Genomic DNA, 22905 nt, shown 5'->3' with positions numbered 1-22905 from the left:
TGTCTGTCCCGTCCTGAAACAAACAAATAGGGACAAAGCATGTAAACGACTCAAGACAAAATGAAATGGCCTTGGCTATTTATGGACTTAAAGTTGATTTATTAACTGAATAAGATGTTATATTTAACTAAGAAATAAGAATGAAACCATTAAAAATCATTATTTTAATCTCAGCTTTGGGCTTTGGCGTATTTGCCCTAGCACAAGAAAATCAACAAAAAGAGCGCTATATCCCAGCTAAAGTTTGGCGTGTTCCAGAAAACAATAACTATGATGATCCTGAAAGCGATTATAGTTATAGTCGTATGATAGAATCTGACAATATAGCAATGTTCTGGCATAAAGAATATGGCAATAATCCAATGACTAATTCAGATTTCACGAAAAGTTTCGATCCCAAAACAGCAATTATTGAGTGCGAACGGTTCTATAATTTTTATGTAAATGATTTAAAATTGGTTCAAAGAGGAAATTCCATAAGTGATAGCTACAAATTACTAATATATGTTTTTGGAGGTGATGAGAATACCGCTTTTGGTGGGGGAGAAGAAGAAAAGGTTGGTGTTTTATGGACACCTGCTAAGCGAATGAACAAACCTCCTTATGGAGCATTGGCACATGAAATTGGGCATGCATTTCAATACATGAGTCGTGCTGATAGCAAAACTGGTCCAGGAGGATCTGTTATGGAAATGTCTGCGCAATACATGTTATGGCAAGTATATCCTGAGTGGATGACTTTTGAAAACTATCACCTAAAAGATTTTTTAAAAGGAACGCATTATGCCTTTTTACATCCAGCAAATATGTATCACTCTCCTTATGTGTTGGAATATTGGTCTGAAAAACATGGTATTGAATTTTGGGGTAACTTATGCAGGGCGACGCAAAAGGATGAAGATGTTGTTATGACATACAAGCGTATGAATAACCTAACACAAGAACAGTTTAATGACGAAATGTTTGATGCCTCTCGGAAATTTATCACTTGGGATTTAAAAAGGATAGATTCTGTCGCTAAACCATATGCCAATCAACACAAAAGTAAATTGAATGATATTGGAGATGGTTGGTATCAGATTGATTCTATTAATTGTCCACAAAATTATGGATATAATGGCATAAAATTGCACGTTCCCAAAGCAGGAACAAAAGTTAAATTAAACTTTGAAGCTATTACTGGTGCCCAAGGATATAGTGCTGTTAAAATAGCTAAAGCTGGTTGGCGCTATGGATTTTTGGCTTCATTAAAAGACGGCAGTCGTGTTTATGGAAACATGTATAAAGACGAAAACGGCATTGCTACATTTAAGGTTCCAGAAAACACAACCTATTTATGGTTAGTTGTTAGTGGTTCTCCAACCGAACATTGGACTTTAACTCAAAGGCGAGGAAAAAACAAATCGGATGAATTAGAAGCCCAATGGCCGTATAAAATTAAATTAAAGGGAACAACTTTATACAAATCTGAAATTACTAAACAATAAATAAATTCTTAAATAGCGCTCAATAATAATTTATTCAACTTTTAACAAAGCAATTATGAAATCATATTTAATCATTTTCGCTTTTTTATTTTTTGCAGTACAAAATTCAATTGGACAAATAAACAAACAATCCTCTAACGAAATTAGACCTTGGGAAGATCCACAAGTATCGGGTATAAATAGAATGCCTTCTCGAGCTACTTCTTTTTCTTATCCAGATGAAATTACTGCTTTAAAAAATAAAAAAGAGGCAACTAATCGCTATAAGTCATTAAATGGAAAATGGAAATTTTATTGGTCAGAAACCCCTGAAGGTATTCCAGAAGGGTTTCAAGAACCTACGTTTAATTATAGCAATTGGGATATTATTGAGGTTCCAGCTAATTGGGAATTAAAAGGTTATGGTACTGCATTATATACTAGTGCGGGCTATACTTTTAGCCCTGTAGAGCCGCCATTCACACCAAAAGAAGACAATCCTACAGGAGCTTATAGAACAACTTTTGAAGTACCAACTACATGGAAAAATATGCAAATTACATTAACATTTGGTGGTGTTAGTTCTGCATATTATGTATGGGTAAATGGGCACATGTTAGGCTATAGTGAGGATAGTATGTTGCCCACACATTTTGATATTACTCCTTTTTTAAAAGCAGGAAAAAATGATATTGCTGTTAAAGTGTTTCGATGGAGTGATGGTGTTTATCTAGAAGATCAAGATCATTGGCGACTTAGTGGTATCCATAGAGATGTATATCTTACAGCGGCTCCTAAAGTGCAACTATATGATTTTTTTGTGCAAACAGATTTAGATGAAAATTATACAGATGCTACGCTTAAAATACGGCCAAAAATAAAAGTATTTGATGGAGAGTCTTTAGAAGGTTATAGCTTAGGGATAAAATTATTTGATGAAAATAATATCAATATACTTAAAGACACAAATAGACTAAAAGCAAGCTTAATTTACGAAGAAAACTATCCACAACGAGGGAAAAATGAATTTGCAATGATGAAAGCATCCATTGAAAATCCGAAAAAGTGGAGTGCTGAACAACCAAATTTGTACACTTTGGTTTTCGACTTAAAAAATAGGGAAGGAGATGTTGTTGAAACAAGGGCAGCAAAAGTTGGTTTTAGAGAGGTTGAAATTGTTGATGGCGAACTTTTAATAAATGGAAAATCAACCTTGTTATATGGTGTTAATAGGCATGACCACGACCCAATTAATGGTAAAGTAGTAAGTGAAGCTTCCATGCTTAAAGACATACTTACTATGAAACGATTTAATATTAATGCTGTTAGAACTTCTCACTATCCTAATGATGAAAGATGGTATGAGTTATGTGACCAGTTTGGTATTTACTTAATTGATGAAGCAAATCTTGAAACTCATGGGATAGGTGGTAAACTGAGTAATGATACCCATTGGGCAAGTGCTTTTTTAGAACGAGCAGTTCGTATGGTAGAGCGTGATAAAAACAGTCCGTCTATTATATTTTGGTCTTTAGGTAATGAATCTGGATCTGGTTTTAATCATGCAACCATGGCACAATGGATTAAAAATTATGATGAAACACGTTTTATTCATTATGAAGGCGCTCAAACAAACGGCATTGCCAAAAAAGGAACTTTTCTAAAGGACCCTGATTATGTAGATATGGTTAGTAGAATGTATTCATCTATTGATTATATGGTTAAGATGGCTGAATATAAAGAAGAGACAAGACCAATTATTTGGTGTGAATATGCACATTCCATGGGAAATTCAACAGGTAATCTATTCGAGTTTTGGGATGCCATTCGTTCTCATAAAAATATGATTGGTGGCTTTATTTGGGATTGGGTAGATCAAGGCTTATTGCAAAAAAATAAAGATGGTTTAGAATACTACGCTTATGGTGGCGATATGGGAGACGAAAATCTTCCCAACTCTTCAAATTTTTGTATTAATGGTATTGTTAATCCTAACATTAACCCAAAACCAGCATTATGGGAATGTAAAAAAGTATTTCAGCCTATAAAAATATCGGCAATTGATATTGACAAAAAAGAAGTCGAAATACTTAATAGGCATCATTTTACCAACTTATCTAATTTTGATATTATTTGGCAATTGCAAGAAGATGGTAGAACGATTCAAAAAGGTTTATTGAAACCTGTAAAATTAGCACCAAACCAATCAACTCAGGTATTAATTCCTTTTAAAACACCAAAACTTATTGAAGGTGCAGAATATTTTGTTCGAGTTGGGTTTGTGTTAAAATCAGATTTAAATTGGGCAGAAAAAGGATATGAAGTAGCTTGGGAACAAATAAAACTAAACTATCATAAACCATTTAAAGTTTCTAAAGAATCGAATAATACACTAGTTGTAAACAAAAATACAATTCTAGGTAAAGATTTTTTAATTCATTTTAATTCTGAAACTGGTATATTAGACAAGTATACTTTTAAAAACAATTCCTTTATTAAAAATGGTTTGAAACCTAATTTTTGGAGACCATTAACAGATAATGATCGCTTGGGTGGAAAAAACTATAATACACTAGCTGTGTGGAAGGAAGCATCACAAAATCGCATATTGAAATCGTTTGAAATAATGCCTGTAAGCAAATCAAAGATCAAGGTTAAAACCCTATTTCAATTTAACAATATGAATACAATCATGGCAGTTGATTATACCATTTCTAATACGGGAACTGTTTTTGTTGAAACCACTTTTGAGGGAGATAAAACTTTACCAATGCTACCAAAACTAGGATTGCAATTAGAAGTTTCAAAATCTCTTGATAATGTAACTTGGTTAGGCAAAGGCCCACAGGAAAATTATATAGACAGGCAATTGGGGGCAGATATAGGACTTTATAAAGCATCCATTTTAAATGATTATTATGCCTATATAAGACCACAAGAAAGCGGTAATAAAACAGAAGTTCGATGGTTTGCTTTAACTAATTTTATTGATGTTGGATTAAAAATAACTGCCATTTCAAATAACTTAAGTTTTAGTGCTTGGCCATATACCACAGAAGATATTGATAAAGCTCTGCATACTTATGATTTAGTTCCAAGAGATTTTATAACTGTTAATATTGATCATAACCAAATGGGACTGGGAGGTGACGACAGTTGGTCTTTAAAGGCTTTACCTCATGAATCATTTAGAATACCATCAAAAAAATATTCTTATAGCTTTTTAATAGAACCTGTTTCTAATTCAGAAGATTTAGTTAGGACTAATATTTCAGTATTCAATTAATTTTTTTACTTAGAATATAAATTGTTAGTATTTACAATATTGATTGTCAGATTTATACTAAATTGGTAAAATACTTCTTTTATGAGATTTATAAATTTAATGTCTATTGTAGATTATTATAAATTAACAATTAAATCATTTGATTTTTTAAAAGTAGTACCAAAACTTTATAATATTTAAGAAATTCGAAAATTAGTATTGAAGTATTTATGAGTATTAGAGTTGTTTTGAATAATTTTAAATTAGTAGCTGATATTGAATTTAATTTAATGAAATTCATATCTTTATGATATCAAAAACAATCAAATTAAATTTTAAAGTTGTTCTTTTAAAGTTTAGTGAGCAATTAGGTGAACACGAAGTGATAAAAACAGCAATTATACAGTAATATCAAAGGGTGAGTCTATTTTAAATTAAGTCTGCCACCCCGACTTTTTAGTATATCAAATAGTGTCAAAAACTTGGTAATCGAATGATTATCAAGTTTTTGCATTTTAAAGGGTCACATTTAATTTGCTTTGGTTTGGTAAAAAAAGTGACCTATTCGGTTACCTATACTAAAAACCCATAAAAAAGGTAACCGAATGACTTGATTTGACTTTTGTTTTTAATGTTTAACTTAAAAATGAAAGATTATGACACGTTCAAACACCTTCAGTATCCTGTTTTGGCTAAAACTGGCAAGAGCCAAAAACAGGAAAGCCCCACTTTATGCCAGAATTACGGTAAACGGCAAGCGTTCGGAACTATCCCTAAAGCGAAAGGTCTATATTTCAGATTGGAATTCCGCTAAAAGCAGATTGAAAGCCGTAAGCGATGAAAACAAGTTGGTCAATGCTTACCTAGAACAGGTTAATGTAAAACTGTTCGAATGCTTCCAACAATTGGAAAACAAGAACAAGCTGGTAACCTCAGACATTATCAAGGCCCACTTTTTAGGGAACACAGAAAGCTGTCATGCACTATCGGATATCATAGCATATCACAACACCCATATGGAAAGCACTTTGCGTTGGGGTACACAGAAAAACTATTATACCACACACAAGTACATCTATCTATTTTTAAAGGAAAAGTATAAAACCACAGACATGTTCCTCTCTGAATTGGGCTATAGGTTCATCATAGATTTTGAACGCTTTTTAAGGGGCCAGAAGAAAATGGGAAACAATACCGTTATGAAACACATTGAACGGTTACGGAAAATGGTAAGTCTTGCTTTTAAAATGGAATGGATAGATAAAGACCCCTTTGTAAAATTTGAAGCAAAGTATGAAAGAAAGGAGCGAGGGTTCTTGACTTCGGAAGAGCTGGAGCGTATAGAAAATAAAGTCTTTGAAATTCCAAGGTTGCAATTAATCAAAGACCTATTTGTATTCAGTTGTTATACGGGACTTTCTTATGGTGATGTGATGCATTTAACAACAAATGATTTATGTATAGGTATAGATGGTAAACAATGGATTAACTCACAACGTGAAAAAACAAATGTTCCAATTAAAATACCTTTATTATCGAAAGCTTTGGAAATAAAAAATAAATATAAAGCCCATCCAAACACTGAAAACAAACAAACCTTGTTTCCAAACATTTCCAATCAAAAATTGAACTCTTATTTAAAAGAGATAGCAGATGTTTGTAGAATCAATAAAAACCTGACCTTCCACATTGCCAGACATACCTTTGCCACAACGGTTATGCTTTCCAATGGTGTACCCATAGAAACAGTATCAAAATTATTGGGACATACCAAACTGTCAACAACACAGATTTATGCTAGGGTAGTGGAGACCAAGATAAGCGAGGATATAAACAATTTGGTTACAAGAATTGAAACCAAGAAGCAGCAATCCGAAGCACCAGCCTAAACAACTATTTTTTTTGAGGCTTAAAAAAGAATTTCCTTTCAATATGCTCTTCACAAGAAGACGGGAGCATATTGAAAGGAAATTTTATGTATAAATCAAAAAGAAATACAACAATCTTAATAGTATCAATTGTATTACTTAGGCAGTTTTATGTCTTTGCAAACTTCTTTTAGCATTTCACAAGGATTAACTTCTATAGCTAAAGCGATTTTATAAAGTTCATCAACTCGAAATTTAGTTCTTGTATTATTAGATAACTCGTTTAGTCTTGTTGTGTTAATTCCTGTTTTTCTAGAAACATCAGATCGGTTAATTGATCTTCTAGATAAATATAGTCCAAGCTCGGTCATTATTACTTTTTTAGGAATATAAATTTACCTATTAAGAACATCTATTACAATTTTATTATAAAATTCTAGTTATTATTTACTGTTTTTAAAATAAATATTCCTATTTTAGTAATAAATATATTTAAAATAGGAATATTAATTTTTAAGAATATAGAAATGAAAGCAAAAATATCAACAAAGTTCCCGTTACAGCAGGAACTTTTGACCCTTATCAAAAAGAAACTGCCGTTACATGCTGTATATGTTATCGGTGTAAATACTGACAAAAAGAAACAGCATATTTTTTTGTCACCAATAAGTACCTATCCACAAAAAACAGTCATCTACACCTTGCTTATTATAGGTTACAGACCCATGTCCATGGAACTTGGTGAATTTATGGACGGTATCTATAACCAAATGCAGCAACGTTGCAGGGTCTATGCCATTTATTTCACATTGGCAAAAGCTACCAAGCGATTGGATTATGGCAATAATTTCTTGTTAAAGACTATATTCAGAACACCCTGTATATATAGAGCGGATGATGCCCTGTTAAGGTTCAGGGACTATAAGATATTGATCCACCCGAACATCTACGAACGCATACAAAAAACATGGGAGGTTAGAATGAAGCGCGCAGCTTATCTACTGTCCATTTTAGATAACATTGAACCCACAGAGGATGTTACTTCCAGACTGATGACCATGCACTATGCCTTGGAGCAGATATGTTTGGGACTGTTGTATGCATTTTGGGAAATTAAGCCACAGCATTACGCACTGTCCTATATGCTGCACCTTTGCAGCCATTTCAGCCACTTACCACAGACCATATTCCCCAAAGAGACCTATGGACTGCACCGCATGCACTATATTCTGTGCAATGCCCACCACATCATGCGCTTTAAGGCAGAAAATGAATTCTCGCACAGGGACTCGGACAAAGCCTTTAACCGTTGTGAACGGTTCTTTGAAGAAGCCCAAAGCTTAGGAGAGAGGCACTTGAAAAAGCTAAAGGAAATCCATTATAAAGCCCATGCACCAATATCCTTAAAATCCAGCTGATGAAAACAAAAAATAAAAAGCACAGAAAGGACAGGGAAACATTGGACAAAGTCTTTAGGCTATTGCACCCCCGAGAGCGCAAATACTATAGGAGGGAGGACAGCCCTGTCATGCAGGAAGCCACCTTTGAAGTAACCGACAATGGTGAACTGCGCTACATTATTTCAAGTCTGTTACGGGTATGCATTTTGGCTTTGGACAGTGAGAACGACTTTGCTTCACCAAGGCTGAACAATTGCTCCAAGGAACTGACCATTGCAACCGTATTGGAACTGGTGGATAGTATATTGCCCGATGCACAGTTGGCAAGTTATGACGCCATTGAAAAACTATTATTGGCAAAAAGTAAAAGACAGGGATAAAAACATTAAATTTAGAATGTTCCCAATAGCTGTTGGCATTTTAATTGTTTTACGGATTAAAGCCCCAACATCTATCGAGCTAATACTATGAAGTGTTTTTGGAGAATTCAGGGCTAAAATTTGTTTTTTTAGTAAAAAAATGATTGATTTTACTGGGCTAAGCGAGTTTTTTCGTAAAAACCAAATTTTAAATCTTCATAAATATTTCTAAAACTTCAAAAGAGACCAAAAGGTAACAAATTGTACCCAAAGCCTACTTTTTCACGGAAAAATATATTAATTTTATTGGTCTACGAGCGTTTTTCCATGAAAAATGATTAAATAACAATTCATTCGACCCCTCGAAACTACTGAAAACTAAGGAGGTAATATAGTAACATCGCTTTAGCGTGTTACCCTCTTGCTTTACCCCTTAGTTTCATATTACCAATTTTCTATGGGACTTTATGAAAGATAACTTTTCTGTAAATAAGTAACTTCTTATATGGAATACTCTTCTTATTAGGGTGGTATCAAAATAAATTATAAGAGTATTTCAAAATATTAATTGTGAACTATATCTTCTTTAAAAATAAGTTTGCATTTTTATTTTGAGTGTTATGTGAAATGATTCTAAATTTATAAAAATTCTTATTTTAATAGAGTAATTGCTTACCATTATTTAATACATTTAGCATCTCCCTATTATTAATTAAGCATTTTATTTCAGAACGCTTACGGTTTTCCGTATTAAATATTTTGTAAAGCAATTTATGTTTGTATTTTGCTTGTTTTATTCGTCGTCTTAATAGGGGTATAAAGAGCAGGTATAAAGAAGATTACATAAACAGAAAGCTTTGTATAGCTAATAAAAAAGCTATTGAGTTTCAACAATAATTATGTAATGCACAAAAAAAAAGCGATTCGTAAGAACCGCTTTAAATGTTTTCACAACGGAATAATCCTTATTGTGAATTGCTTTCAAAATTGTATTGCTAATATATAATAAAATAATTAAAGCAGGTTACGGTTTTCCATAAAGAAATAATGCATTACCATTTTATAATGTATAAAAAATAAAAATCTTTTAAAAGCATGAAAAAAATATTAGGTCTAGATTTAGGAACAAATAGTATCGGTTGGTCTTTGGTAGAGCAAAATTGTGAAAAAAAGGAAGGCTTAATAAAAGGGTTAGGAAGTAGAATTATACCGATGAGTCAAGATGTACTAGGGAAATTTGATTCGGGGGTTTCAATATCCCAAACGGCTGAACGGACAGGGTATAGAGGGGTTCGAAGATTATTTCAACGAAGTTTATTTAGACGGGAACGCCTACATAGGGTTCTAAATATTATAGATTTTTTACCAAAACATTATAAAAATTCGATAGACTTTAAAAAAAAATTAGGCCAGTTTAAAGATAATACAGAAGAAAAACTAAACTATTATAAAACTGAAAAAGGAAGGCATGAGTTTGTTTTTATAGATTCATTTAACGAAATGGTTGAAGAATTTAAGAAAAGTCAACCGCTTTTGTTCTATAATAAAAAGAATGGGGAGGAAATAAAAATTCCTTATGACTGGACAATTTATTACCTAAGAAAAAAGGCATTATCAAAAAAAATACAGAAGGAAGAGTTGGCATGGATAATTCTAAATTTCAATCAAAAAAGAGGATATTATCAATTAAGGGGCGAAGAAGAAGAGTTGTCTAAAGACAAAACAAGAGAATACTTTTCCTTAAATGTAGAAAAAGTTGTTGACTCTGGAGAAGTAATTAAAAAAAGTAATGAAAAATTATACGATGTTTATTTCTCTAATGGCTGGAAGTACGATAAACAAGTTGTAAAAACCGAAAACTGGATTGGGAAAAGCAAAGAGTTTATAGTAACAATCTCCACAATGAAAGATGGTACTATAAAAAGAACGTATAAAGCTGTAAACTCAGACGAGGATTGGATAGCCATAAAAAAGAAGACCGAGCGAGATATTGAAAATTCAGAGAAAACGGTAGGTCAATATATTTATGAAACCCTTCTGCAAAATCCAAAACAAAAAATACGAGGAAAACTAGTTAAAACCATTGAGCGAAAATTCTATAAAAAGGAATTCATTGAAATTCTTAAAGAGCAAATAAAGCACCATCCCGAGTTACAAAGCGAAGAGCTATACGAAAAATGTGTGCAAGAACTATATCCAAGAAACGAAGCACATCAACAAAATATTAAAAACAAAGGTTTTGAATATTTGTTCACAGATGATATTATTTTTTATCAAAGACCTTTAAAAAGTAAAAAGTCTACCATTTCTGGATGTCAATATGAAACTAGGTCGTTTAAGAAAAGGATAATTGACAAAGTTACCAATGAAGAAAAAGAAATTTGGCATACAGAACCTTTAAAAGCAATTTCTAAATCGCATCCTCTTTTTCAGGAGTTCAGGTTGTGGCAGTTTATAAAAAACCTAAAAATTTATCAAAAGGAAGATGAAAACGGAAAGTTGATGGATGAAGAGGTTACAAGCAAATTTTTACAGACTAAAGAAGATTGGGTCGAACTATTCGATTTTTTAAACACTAAAAAAGAGATAGAACAAAAACAAATTATTCAATATTTTGTTGATAAAAGCCAAATAGACAAGAAACAGAAAGACAACTATAGATGGAATTACGTAGAGGATAAAAAATACCCTTGCAATGAGACCAAATCTCAATTTATATCGAGATTAAAAAAGGTTAAAAATCTTGATGTCTATACCTTTTTAACCACAGAAAATGAACTCAAACTTTGGCATATTATCTATTCGGTAAAAGATAAAAATGAATATGAACAAGCAATTAAGAACTTCGCAATCAAGAATAATATTGATATAGAATCATTTGTTGAAAATTTCAAAAGATTTCCGCCATTTAAAAGTGATTATGCAGCATATTCAGAAAAAGCCATTAAAAAGATTTTGCCTTTAATGCGTATGGGTAAATATTGGAATGAGTCTATAATAAAGCTAGATACTAAGGACAGGGTTTTTAATATTATAGAGCGATTACAGACCATTGATTTCAACAAAGATAAAATTGACGAAAGCATTATAGATGACGATATACCAAAACAATTATTGAAAAGCTTTATGGATTTTAAAGATAAAAATCCTTTACAAGGCCTTAACACATATCAAGCGTGTTATTTAGTATATAACCGCCATTCTGAAGCAAATAACATAGCACGCTGGAAAACACTAGAAGATATAAATACATATTTAGAAGATTTCAAACAACATAGTTTACGAAACCCAATTGTAGAACAGGTAGTTACAGAGACCTTAAGAACTGTTAGGGATATTTGGCAACACTTTGGAGAGGGCAAAGAAAATTTCTTTGATGAAATTCATGTAGAATTAGGAAGAGAAATGAAAAGTCCTGCTAAAAAAAGAGAAGAATTAACTAAAAGAGTTACCGAAAATGAAAACACAAATCATAGGATAAAGGAAATATTAAAGGAATTACAAAACGACGGTGTTGCAGAGGTAAAACCATATTCTCCAAGCCAACAAGAAATTTTAAAAATTTATGAAGAAGGCATTTATCAAAGTATAGAAGTAATTGATGATGTTATTGAAAAAATAAGAAAAAATAATTCCCCAACAAAAGCTGAAATCACAAAATATAAATTGTGGTTAGAGCAAGGTTATATTTCTCCTTACACTGGAAAAACAATTCCAATGAGTAGATTGTTTACCACCGACTATCAAATAGAACATATTATTCCTCAATCTCGTTATTTTGATGATTCTTTAAGTAATAAAGTAATTTGCGAAAGCGAGGTGAATCAATTAAAAGACAACCAAACCGCTTATGAGTTTATTAAAAACCATGGAACAGAAAAAGTATCTTTAGGAGCTGGTAAATCGGTTGAAGTTCTTTCTTTAGAGCAATATGAAAACCATTGTAATCAGTACTTTAAAAAGAATAAAGCCAAGCTAAAAAAATTATTGAGTGAGGATATTCCAGAAGGTTTTATTGAAAGACAATTAAATGATAGCCGATATATTAGCAAACTTATCAAAGGATTATTAGGTAATTTGGTTAGGGAAGAGAATGAACAAGAAGCTACATCTAAACATATTGTACCAGTAACAGGTTCTATTACTTCAAAACTGAAACAAGATTGGGGATTGAATGATAAGTGGAATGAGTTAGTTGTTCCAAGATTTCAGCGTTTAAATTCAATAACAAATTCTGACAGTTTTGGGTATTGGGATGAAAAGATAAATGCATTTAGAATTCAAGTTCCAGATGATATTTCAAAAGGATTCAGTAAAAAGCGAATAGACCATAGGCATCATGCATTAGATGCTTTGGTAATTGCTTGTTGTTCAAAGAAGCACATCAACTACTTGAATGCTTTAAACGCTGAAAATGAAAATTATGGGTTAAGAGATTCTTTGCTAATTAAAAATGAAGAAGGGCATTATACCAAATATTTCCAACATCCTTGGGATAATTTTCCAACCGAAGCTAAATCTGTTTTAGAAAAAACCATTGTTAGTTTTAAGCTGAATACAAGAGTAATCAATAAGACAAATAATAAAACTTGGCAATGGAAAGAAAAGGACGGGCAAGTTAAAAAAGTGTTGGTAAAACAAACCAAAGGAGATAATTGGGCGATTAGAAAGCCAATGCATAAAGAAACTGTTTCTGGAAAATTAAATATACCCACACCTAAAGGTAAAATAGCAACAGCATCAAGAGTTCCTTTATCTGAAATAAAAACCCACAAACACCTTGAAAAAATTACAGATGCTAGTATTCAGGAGATATTAAAAAATCATTTAAAAAATTATATAGACGAAAAAGGAAAAGAACAGTTCGATTTGGCTTTTAATGCAGATGGCATTGAAGAATTAAATAAGAATATTAAAATTCTTAATAAGGGGAAATCCCATCAGCCCATTTATAAAGTTAGATTATATGAAGTTGGTAGTAGATTTAATGTTGGGTATTCAGGAAACAAGAAAGATAAATATGTAGAAGCAGCTAAAGGGACCAATCTTTTTTTTGCTATTTATTGGGATGAAAACAATAAAAAACGAATCTATGAGACCATTCCTTTAAATGAAGTAATTGAACATCAAAAACAAGTAGCCCATTTACCTAAAGGAGAACGTACTCCAGTTCCAGTTGACCATACTAAAGGGGTGTTTTTATTTTCATTATCGCCAAATGATTTGGTTTATGTGCCAACAGATGAAGAAATAAATAATCCTTCTTTAGTCAATTTTAATGATTTGACGAAGGAACAAGTTGAGAAAATATATAAAATGGTAAAAACATCAGGAGTTGAATGTTATTTTATTAGAAATGATGTTTCAAATTTAATAAAACAATATGATGCAAAAACTAAATTTGGTGAATTAGGAAGTCAAAATAAATACCAAACGACAATGTGTGGTTGGGCTTTTAAGATTTCTGACAGGTGTTGGAAATTAAAAATAGATAGGTTAGGTAATATCACACATGTTATAAGATGATCAAACGTACCCTCTTTTTCAGTAATCCCGCCTATCTAAGTACCAAAAACCAACAGTTGGTCATCAATTACCCAGAAGCAGGTATACCAACCAAAACAGTACCTATTGAAGATGTGGGTATGGTAGTCCTGGAAAATCAGCAAATAACCATTAGTAATGGCTTACTTTCTAAATTGATACAAAATAATGCGGCTCTTATAAGTTGTGATGGGTATCATTTACCAATTAGCTTATTGCAACCCTTGGTGGGGCATAGCGAACAGACTGAGCGGATGCGTCATCAACTAAATGCCAGTGTGCCATTAAAGAAAAACTTATGGCAACAAACCATTAGTGCCAAAATACAAAACCAAGCTAATTTTATGGACAAACAAGGCATTCCGGCTCGTAAAATGCACAAATGGGTCAACGAGGTTAAAAGCGGTGACACCGAAAACCATGAAAGTAGAGCGGCAGTTTATTATTGGCAGCATATTTTTGGTATTGAAAATTTTATAAGAGGACAAAAAGAAGCTCCTCCAAATAACTTGTTAAACTATGGGTATGCCATTTTAAGGGGTATTGCAGCACGAGCCTTGGTTAGTAGTGGGTTATTACCATCGGTGGGCATTTTTCATAAAAATAAGTACAATGCGTTTTGTTTGGCTGATGATATTATGGAGCCTTATCGGGTATACGTTGATGTATTGGTTAATGATATGGTGCAAGCTGGAGGCAATTATGAAACCCTAACAACAGATTTAAAAACCGGTTTGTTGCAAATACCTGTTATAGACGTGGTAATTGATGGTAATAAAAGTCCGTTAATGGTGGCTATGAGCCGAACCACCAATAGTTTGTATGAGTGTTTTGCTAGTATTAGTAGAAAGGTGTTGTATCCTGTTTTTGAATAATAATATTACCAAGAATACATTATAAATCAATTCTGAATCCCCTATTCTTAAAAGATAGTAGAAATATAAGGATATAATATATCTTAATGAATGGTCATTTTTCAAGATTAAACCAATATAGAAGTATGTGGGTACTTGTGTTTTTTGATTTACCAACAGAAACAGCTATAGATAGAAAACGAGCTACCAAGTTTAGAAAAAAATTGTTGGATGATGGCTTTACTATGTTTCAGTTTAGTATCTACATGCGGTTTTGTGCTAGCAGGGAAAATGCAGAAGTTCATACCAAACGTGTTAAAAAAAGTTTACCTGAATATGGTAAAGTAGGAATTATGCAAATTACCGATAAACAATTTGGAATGATGCAGCTATTTTATGGACAGAAACCTGCTGAGTTGGAAACACCGTCTCAACAACTCGAATTATTTTAGAAATAAAAAAATTAAGTTGCAGGTTACTTGTAGTGTTTGGTAGAGAGCAGATTTTAAATTCCAACAAAACACTTAACATACAGTATATCAATTTCTTATATATTAATATACTGCGAATGCTAAGTAAAAATACAATTCTGAAAGCAATTCACAACATAATTGGTGCGCGGAAACTTACAAAGAAACTGCGAATGCTAAGTAAAAATACAATTCTGAAAGCAATTCACAACGAACAGTACGAACTTGATAAACTATTATTAACTGCGAATGCTAAGTAAAAATACAATTCTGAAAGCAATTCACAACGCAAATGAAGTTTTGCTTAATGTTGTAGTTACTGCGAATGCTAAGTAAAAATACAATTCTGAAAGCAATTCACAACAAGCTTTTGTTCCTTCATCAGCTCCCGATTACTGCGAATGCTAAGTAAAAATACAATTCTGAAAGCAATTCACAACGGCGGTTGTAGGTTGCCGCAGCTTCGCCCACTGCGAATGCTAAGTAAAAATACAATTCTGAAAGCAATTCACAACTTGGTCTGGTGTCGCTTTCAATACTAAAGGACTGCGAATGCTAAGTAAAAATACAATTCTGAAAGCAATTCACAACCAAATATACATTTTCTTTTTTAATGTGCAAACTGCGAATGCTAAGTAAAAATACAATTCTGAAAGCAATTCACAACGCTCTATCGTGTGTATATACAGCGTTTAACACTGCGAATGCTAAGTAAAAATACAATTCTGAAAGCAATTCACAACAAAACGAGCCTGTCGATTTTGTTAAATGGACTGCGAATGCTAAGTAAAAATACAATTCTGAAAGCAATTCACAACACAAATCTAAATATTTTGATATTAACCAATACTGCGAATGCTAAGTAAAAATACAATTCTGAAAGCAATTCACAACTTCTTAATGGTGTTTACAGACACCAATTGACTGCGAATGCTAAGTAAAAATACAATTCTGAAAGCAATTCACAACATTGACTCGTGAAGAGCAAATGGCAAACCTACTGCGAATGCTAAGTAAAAATACAATTCTGAAAGCAATTCACAACCGTCTGCAACCGCGCCCGCGAAATCTCCAGACTGCGAATGCTAAGTAAAAATACAATTCTGAAAGCAATTCACAACAGTATCTTTATTCGCATAATGGCAAAGAGAACTGCGAATGCTAAGTAAAAATACAATTCTGAAAGCAATTCACAACTAAAGCTTCAATCGTGTATGCAAAACCACCACTGCGAATGCTAAGTAAAAATACAATTCTGAAAGCAATTCACAACACATTCAATACACTTTCCGCATCCTATTGACTGCGAATGCTAAGTAAAAATACAATTCTGAAAGCAATTCACAACTCATCGTTTATTTATTAAGTTGTTTTTAAAACTGCGAATGCTAAGTAAAAATACAATTCTGAAAGCAATTCACAACGTATTTTTTGGTTTTACAAATTCGCCTACGACTGCGAATGCTAAGTAAAAATACAATTCTGAAAGCAATTCACAACTAATAACGCCTCAAGATAAGAACCTTCAAACTGCGAATGCTAAGTAAAAATACAATTCTGAAAGCAATTCACAACGATAGTATTGGTAGTTGGTTTAGATTATCTACTGCGAATGCTAAGTAAAAATACAATTCTGAAAGCAATTCACAACGAAATGGTTTTCGCTTCAGAAAGGACAGTAACTGCGAATGCTAAGTAAAAATACAATTCTGAAAGCAATTCACAACGGAAAAGACAGCACCGATCGTAAAGATTTTACTGCGAATGCTAAGTAAAAATACAATTCTGAAAGCAATTCACAACGCAGCTGGGATGCTGTCTAAAATAGCTTTACTGCGAATGCTAAGTAAAAATACAATTCTGAAAGCAATTCACAACTAATACGGTTACTTTCATTTTTTAGATTTTACTGCGAATGCTAAGTAAAAATACAATTCTGAAAGCAATTCACAACAGGCTTCCTCTTTATCAATCACGCCTTTTTACTGCGAATGCTAAGTAAAAATACAATTCTGAAAGCAATTCACAACTGCAGGTGTAGTAGTGCCCGCAGGAACTAACTGCGAATGCTAAGTAAAAATACAATTCTGAAAGCAATTCACAACATGATTCGTAAGTAACTTTCGATTCCTTTTACTGCGAATGCTAAGTAAAAATACAATTCTGAAAGCAATTCACAACCCTTTGAGGTAACGGAGAACCCACGACAGTACTGCGAATGCTAAGTAAAAATACAATTCTGAAAGCAATTCACAACTATGTCCTCCCTTGTTTTTGTTCGTGAGTACTGCGAATGCTAAGTAAAAATACAATTCTGAAAGCAATTCACAACAAGAATATTCGCCTGTTGTATTGTTATAAAACTGCGAATGCTAAGTAAAAATACAATTCTGAAAGCAATTCACAACGTTTCCTTTGTAGGGATTCTTGTTTCAATAACTGCGAATGCTAAGTAAAAATACAATTCTGAAAGCAATTCACAACCGGGATAACACAATTTTACACGCACTTAGAACTGCGAATGCTAAGTAAAAATACAATTCTGAAAGCAATTCACAACTGCTATCTCTTTTCAGTTGCCGAAGCATTACTGCGAATGCTAAGTAAAATACAATTCTGAAAGCAATTCACAACGAAAGATATAACTAATTTTTCATTATATTTACTGCGAATGCTAAGTAAAAATACAATTCTGAAAGCAATTCACAACGAAATGGAACTAACAAATATAACAGACCCAACTGCGAATGCTAAGTAAAAATACAATTCTGAAAGCAATTCACAACTCTATTCCACTTGGGTAATGCAAACAATAACTGCGAATGCTAAGTAAAAATACAATTCTGAAAGCAATTCACAACTTATAACTGCCATTATCTTGTCGTATCTTGACTGCGAATGCTAAGTAAAAATACAATTCTGAAAGCAATTCACAACAACACCTCTTTTAGCTTGTTTAAAAATATAACTGCGAATGCTAAGTAAAAATACAATTCTGAAAGCAATTCACAACCGATGTGTCATACTATCTCCACGCCTTGTTACTGCGAATGCTAAGTAAAAATACAATTCTGAAAGCAATTCACAACAGTTGCCGAAGCATTGAAAAAGTAAAGAGACTGCGAATGCTAAGTAAAAATACAATTCTGAAAGCAATTCACAACTCGGGGCCTAACAATTCGTGCAACTTAGGTACTGCGAATGCTAAGTAAAAATACAATTCTGAAAGCAATTCACAACCGGTAACTGGTAAAACAGGTTCGCCAAATGACTGCGAATGCTAAGTGAAAATACAATTCTGAAAGCAATTCACAATAGCCTAACTCACAAAAGGGTTAATAGTAATTTTATATGCTCACTTTTATAAGTTAAGGATTGGCACTTTATCCGCTCTATGTACTAATTTCTTTATCAATTATATTAAAAATAGTTTTTCTTTTCTAAAATCATTATTTTAGTAGCAAAATACAACAAAAGGTCTTATCAAATAAGTTATCTATTCGGTTACCAAGCAGTAAATTAATATGTAACTATTTGAATATTAAAAAAATACATTGGGGTATTTCTCCCTGCCACCCCGACAAATTAGCATATAAATCAATATCAAAAACCTGTTAATCGTATGATTTACAGGTTTTTTTGTTTTGTAATTATTGCATGATTTAATGTGAAACAATAATCATTTTAGAATGTTTTGAAGTATCATTATTAATGATATTTAAAATATAGGCACCGTTAGAGAATGATGATACATCTATTTTAATTTCGTTTTCAGATAACTTAACCGGTCTTTCCAACACTTTTCTTCCATCTATATTGAATATCTGAATTGAGTTTACAGATGTTTTTATATGGCTAAGGGTTAATATATCTTTAACAGGGTTAGGGTACATTTTTACTTGTTTCGTTAAATCATTATCATTTACAGAAAGGGTACTTTCGTTTCCATAAAATTCTATTTCATGAATAGTAGTAAAAGTACTGCTAGCTTGCCCTTTACCAATAAGTTTTACATATTTTGTATCTATAGCTGGAGCAGGAAGTATAAAACTTTTGAAAGAAGCGTTTGTGTTACTTATAAGGTCTACATTATCAGGGGGAAATGCATTTGTAAAATCTTCATCAGCAGTACCAGTTGAAGACACCCAAATTTGTAATTTATATGTTTTTCCATTTGTTGTTGCGATATCAACTAAATCTAAATCAAAAGCACCTTTTAAGTCATAAATTAGAATAGAAAATCCACTTCCATTAGGATCTAATGTGCCATTTGAAGCCCATTGTGTATTAAAATCTTTATCTAAACTATTGATTGCATAATTAAATTTTGTAGTACCGTTTACTTCTTCGTTGGAAACATAATTGACTTCTACATCTGTAGCAAGAACGTTGATTAAGTTTAAACCATCGCGTGGATCAGCCGCTGCTTGGGAAATGTTTAAGGTTCTTGTTAATGCGCCACCTGTAACAGTAACAATTCCTGTGCGTTCTGAGAATGTTGTGTTTTGTGATGTGGTAACATCAAATGAACCATTATTGGTTCCAGAAGTAGGAGTTACAGTAATCCATGAAGTATCTGGTGAAACAACCCAGTTTACATTCGATGTTACAGTAACGGTTTGTGAACCTCCTGCGGAAGCAAAACCAGTTACAGAAGTTAAGTACATACTTTCTGAAGTATCATCAACCTCATAAGCATTTGGACCTACGGTGTCAGGTGTCATAGGAGCATATCTAACTGATTCTAAACTATAATGATCTGCACCTGGGTTGCTGGAATTAGTTCTGGTTTGCCCTTCTATGTCTTCGTTAATGGTTTCAGTTGTAACTACATTATTGTAATTTGGAGTATTTACAGTTGTTTTCCAAACACCAGTATCAGAATTAAAAGTCAAAAAAGGATTTTCGTTTACGTTACTTGTGTTAAGAGTGGTTGAAGTAGCACCAATAATGGTCTGTGCAGAACCTGTAGGATACAGTAAATTATTTGTCCAAGTAATGTTACTTCCTTGGTCGTTATTGTCTTTAATTTCAATCAAGCCATTTTCAGAACCTGTGATAAGATTGTTTAATATTTTAATATTGCTTAATGCTTTATTGTAGGCGCCATTGTTGTTAAAACCAATTTCTATACCGTGGCTATTGTTTACTAAAGTATTGTAAGCAATGGTAACTCTCTCTGCTCTAAAATGAGAGCTCAAGCTGGTGCTTTGCCCGTCAATTACATCACCTTGAGTTAGTGTAATTGGAGCATCCCATCTAGTACCATTTAAGCCTTCCATGTAGTTGTTAATAATAACATGGTCTGTGCCATATATTCGAATACCTCCTGTATATAGTGTGGTAGAAGTAATACCCCCATCATAAGATATAGATCCAATAGGTTTGTTACCACCAAAAAAATAGTTTCCTTCTATACGGTTTCTATTACCATGTCGTAGAGAAAGTGTACCATAACTTCTTAAAAAAGTGTTATGTCTTACAACATTATCACACGATTTTACCGAAACAATCTCTGGATCGCCATCACAATCTTCAAATAAATTAAATTCAACAGTAGTATAACCACTGGATAAAGACATATTACTCCATCCAATTCTAATAGATTCTTGCTCGTTTACAGCACGTGGTCCATTGTTTTTAAAATAGTTATGGTCTATTCTGTCATTTTGAGATTGTATAATTTCATTCGTACCATCAACGGTGATATAATGACCAGGCATTGTTTTGTTTTGAAAAATGTTATGATCAATACGGTTATCATGACTTAAATATTGGTATGGAGCAGTCGTATCATCGTAAACACCACCAATTAAAACCCATTTAGATGAACTAGTTTGAGCTGTTTCAAATACATTTCTTGTAATTCTTATATTATGGCAACCTTCTAATTTTACCATGGTACTATTGCCTGTACAATTAAAAGTGAACCCTTCCAAAATGGCATGTGCTGATTTGTTAAATGTGAATCTAGAACTTCCGGTTAGTGTAACACCGCCAATAGTTTCAGCCTTAATAATAATAGGGTTTCCAGCACTACCGTTAGGTTTTAAGGTTGGACTAAAGTCTGAATAAGTTCCGTTTCTAACTATAATAACGTCACCAGGAGCAGCTGCAAGTACCGCATTTTGTAAATCAGTTTTATTAGTTACATATGTTTGAGAAAATATAGTTGATGAGCAAATAAACATAATTAATATGCAACAATGTTTTTGTAATAGCTGTTTTGTTACAATTAACCCTTTGAAATTCTGTGAAGTAATTTTTTTCATTGAAAAATATGTTTGGTTTATTTGGAAATCCAAACTGGTAAACCAATTTGGATTTCCAAATATAACTATATTTTTATATTTCACAATTTTTTTATGTTTTTGCTTAACAAACTGAATGTTAAATGTTAAAAATAAAATAATTGTTAGGTAGTATGTAAAATTTCATTATATTTGGAAGACCAAAGTGGTAAACCAGTTTGGAAAACCAATAAAACATACATTTACAACCTAATTTTTGTGGAAACATTAAACTAAAACCTTTAAAACTTTACATTATGAAAAAAACATTACTACTTATTTGTACAGTACTATTTACATGGAGCTTAACTTTTGCTCAAGTGTATGTATTTGAGCCTTTCGATTATGGCAACACTGGCACATCACTTTTGGATGGAACTCGCACTAATCCTTCAACAAGCACAACTTGGAATAATTATTCTGCAGGATCTCCATTGGATATGACAGTTGAAACGGATCCAGGGTGGGCTTTAGATCAGGCATTTGATCTTAATCCTACAGGAAATGCAGTTTATTGGCAAGGAGGTGGAGAGGATGGAGAGCTTGATTTTCCTGCAGTGAGTGGTGATGGCAAATCCATCTATTTTTCTTTTTTACTCGACGTGGTTGGTTGGGCAACTACAACCTCAGGTCATGTACCTGAACAATACAGACATGTAAGCCTTGGGATCAATGATTCTGGCAATGTTGGGCCTGGTATACATATTGGGCCAACGGCTGCAGGAGGTGATATGAAATTTCGAATAGCACTTGGTGAGTCTGATCGGTCGCAAGCTGGAGAATTTGCATGGTACCCTACAGAGTATACCTATACTGACCTTGGTACTGATCCTTCTCCAACCGTTAATCAATTTTTTATTGTTATTAAATTTACAATTAATAATGATTTCTTAGCTGACGGGGTTACGCCTACAGGTACTGGTTATATGTGGATAAATCCAACAATTGCAAGTGGCGAGCCCGCTCCGGATGTTACACACAAATCGTTAACTAGAAACAGGACTAGTTTCCAATCTGTTCTTTTACAAGCAAGCTCTAATAATAGAAACCCAGCTAGTTATGTTGATGAAATAAGAGTTACAGGATCTTGGGAAGAAGCTTTAGGGCTGCCAGCTTTAAGTGTTTCTAAAAACGAGATTGAAGGCTTAAAAGTATACCCAAATCCAGCTAAAGATTATCTAACTATTGAATCTAATGCAACAAAAATTTCTTCGATAGAAATGTATAATGTTTTAGGTGCAAAAGTGTTGTCTAGTAAAGCTTTAGTTAATAATAAATTAAATGTATCTACCTTATCTAGAGGTGTTTATGTGTTAAGAATAAATGCAGATGCAAGCAGTTCTACAAGAAAAATTGTAATAGAATAAATTGTTGATACTATTTAATAAT

The 22905-nt window shown here is 32.8% G+C and carries 11 protein-coding genes and 1 CRISPR repeat array; of the genes, 9 read left to right on the top strand and 2 right to left on the bottom strand.

What is annotated here, in order from left to right:
• Positions 1-140 precede the first annotated feature (140 nt).
• The 3 genes from VP395_RS12000 to VP395_RS11990 all read left to right on the top strand — a co-directional run bounded on the left by VP395_RS12000 (position 141) and on the right by VP395_RS11990 (position 6620).
• On the top strand, positions 141-1487 hold the full coding sequence (locus tag VP395_RS12000) for a DUF6055 domain-containing protein (RefSeq protein ID WP_346242252.1): 1347 nt from the start codon (positions 141-143) through the stop codon (positions 1485-1487).
• Positions 1488-1542: 55 nt separating this feature from the next.
• On the top strand, positions 1543-4752 hold the full coding sequence (gene lacZ, locus VP395_RS11995; protein WP_346242251.1) for a beta-galactosidase, LacZ type: 3210 nt from the start codon (positions 1543-1545) through the stop codon (positions 4750-4752).
• Between the two features lie 635 nt (positions 4753-5387).
• The gene (locus VP395_RS11990) at positions 5388-6620 is read left to right on the top strand and encodes a site-specific integrase (RefSeq protein ID WP_346242250.1); all 1233 of its coding nucleotides are present in this window, start codon (positions 5388-5390) and stop codon (positions 6618-6620) included.
• 134 nt (positions 6621-6754) lie between these two features.
• Here VP395_RS11990 and VP395_RS11985 read toward each other — a convergent pair whose 3' ends face one another.
• The gene (locus tag VP395_RS11985) at positions 6755-6970 is read right to left on the bottom strand and encodes a helix-turn-helix domain-containing protein (protein ID WP_346242249.1); all 216 of its coding nucleotides are present in this window, start codon (positions 6968-6970) and stop codon (positions 6755-6757) included.
• 156 nt (positions 6971-7126) lie between these two features.
• On the opposite strand from VP395_RS11985, the gene VP395_RS11980 reads away from it, so the two are divergent.
• From VP395_RS11980 to cas2, 5 genes are all read left to right on the top strand, one after another.
• A complete protein-coding gene (locus VP395_RS11980; protein ID WP_346242248.1) occupies positions 7127-8017 on the top strand; it encodes a hypothetical protein in 891 nt (296 codons plus the stop codon).
• Positions 8017-8379, top strand: coding sequence for a hypothetical protein (locus tag VP395_RS11975; protein ID WP_346242247.1), 363 nt, complete (start codon positions 8017-8019; stop codon positions 8377-8379). Before VP395_RS11980 ends, VP395_RS11975 begins: the two co-directional genes overlap by 1 nt.
• A gap of 1074 nt (positions 8380-9453) precedes the next feature.
• On the top strand, positions 9454-13884 hold the full coding sequence (cas9, locus tag VP395_RS11970; RefSeq protein ID WP_346242246.1) for a type II CRISPR RNA-guided endonuclease Cas9: 4431 nt from the start codon (positions 9454-9456) through the stop codon (positions 13882-13884).
• Positions 13881-14777, top strand: a complete 897-nt coding sequence (gene cas1, locus VP395_RS11965) for a type II CRISPR-associated endonuclease Cas1 (RefSeq protein ID WP_346242245.1) — start codon at positions 13881-13883, stop codon at positions 14775-14777. Before cas9 ends, cas1 begins: the two co-directional genes overlap by 4 nt.
• 86 nt (positions 14778-14863) lie before the next feature.
• A complete protein-coding gene (gene cas2, locus VP395_RS11960; protein ID WP_346242244.1) occupies positions 14864-15208 on the top strand; it encodes a CRISPR-associated endonuclease Cas2 in 345 nt (114 codons plus the stop codon).
• Positions 15209-15317: 109 nt separating this feature from the next.
• Positions 15318-18542: a CRISPR direct-repeat array (repeat unit 46 nt; unit sequence ACTGCGAATGCTAAGTAAAAATACAATTCTGAAAGCAATTCACAAC).
• A 346-nt stretch (positions 18543-18888) separates the two neighbouring features.
• Here cas2 and VP395_RS11955 read toward each other — a convergent pair.
• Positions 18889-21498, bottom strand: coding sequence for a chondroitinase-B domain-containing protein (locus tag VP395_RS11955; protein ID WP_346242243.1), 2610 nt, complete (start codon positions 21496-21498; stop codon positions 18889-18891).
• A 275-nt stretch (positions 21499-21773) separates the two neighbouring features.
• Between VP395_RS11955 and VP395_RS11950 the strand changes: the two genes are divergently transcribed.
• Complete coding sequence (locus VP395_RS11950) at positions 21774-22883, top strand: T9SS type A sorting domain-containing protein (protein ID WP_346242242.1); 1110 nt, start codon at positions 21774-21776, stop codon at positions 22881-22883.
• The last annotated feature ends 22 nt before the right edge of the window (positions 22884-22905 follow it).

Origin of the sequence: Mariniflexile soesokkakense (genome assembly GCF_039650365.1) — a bacterium.
In the GTDB taxonomy this organism is placed as follows: domain Bacteria; phylum Bacteroidota; class Bacteroidia; order Flavobacteriales; family Flavobacteriaceae; genus Mariniflexile; species Mariniflexile soesokkakense.
This window is presented reverse-complemented; position numbering and strand designations above follow the sequence as displayed.

Coding starts and splice junctions, on each gene's coding strand:
- cas2 (WP_346242244.1), top strand. CDS start 14,864: ATGAATGGTCATTTTTCAAGATTAAACCAATATAGAAGTATGTGGGTA.
- VP395_RS11975 (WP_346242247.1), top strand. CDS start 8,017: ATGAAAACAAAAAATAAAAAGCACAGAAAGGACAGGGAAACATTGGAC.
- VP395_RS11950 (WP_346242242.1), top strand. CDS start 21,774: ATGAAAAAAACATTACTACTTATTTGTACAGTACTATTTACATGGAGC.
- cas9 (WP_346242246.1), top strand. CDS start 9,454: ATGAAAAAAATATTAGGTCTAGATTTAGGAACAAATAGTATCGGTTGG.
- VP395_RS11985 (WP_346242249.1), bottom strand. CDS start 6,970: ATGACCGAGCTTGGACTATATTTATCTAGAAGATCAATTAACCGATCT.
- lacZ (WP_346242251.1), top strand. CDS start 1,543: ATGAAATCATATTTAATCATTTTCGCTTTTTTATTTTTTGCAGTACAA.
- VP395_RS11990 (WP_346242250.1), top strand. CDS start 5,388: ATGACACGTTCAAACACCTTCAGTATCCTGTTTTGGCTAAAACTGGCA.
- cas1 (WP_346242245.1), top strand. CDS start 13,881: ATGATCAAACGTACCCTCTTTTTCAGTAATCCCGCCTATCTAAGTACC.
- VP395_RS11955 (WP_346242243.1), bottom strand. CDS start 21,498: ATGAAAAAAATTACTTCACAGAATTTCAAAGGGTTAATTGTAACAAAA.
- VP395_RS11980 (WP_346242248.1), top strand. CDS start 7,127: ATGAAAGCAAAAATATCAACAAAGTTCCCGTTACAGCAGGAACTTTTG.
- VP395_RS12000 (WP_346242252.1), top strand. CDS start 141: ATGAAACCATTAAAAATCATTATTTTAATCTCAGCTTTGGGCTTTGGC.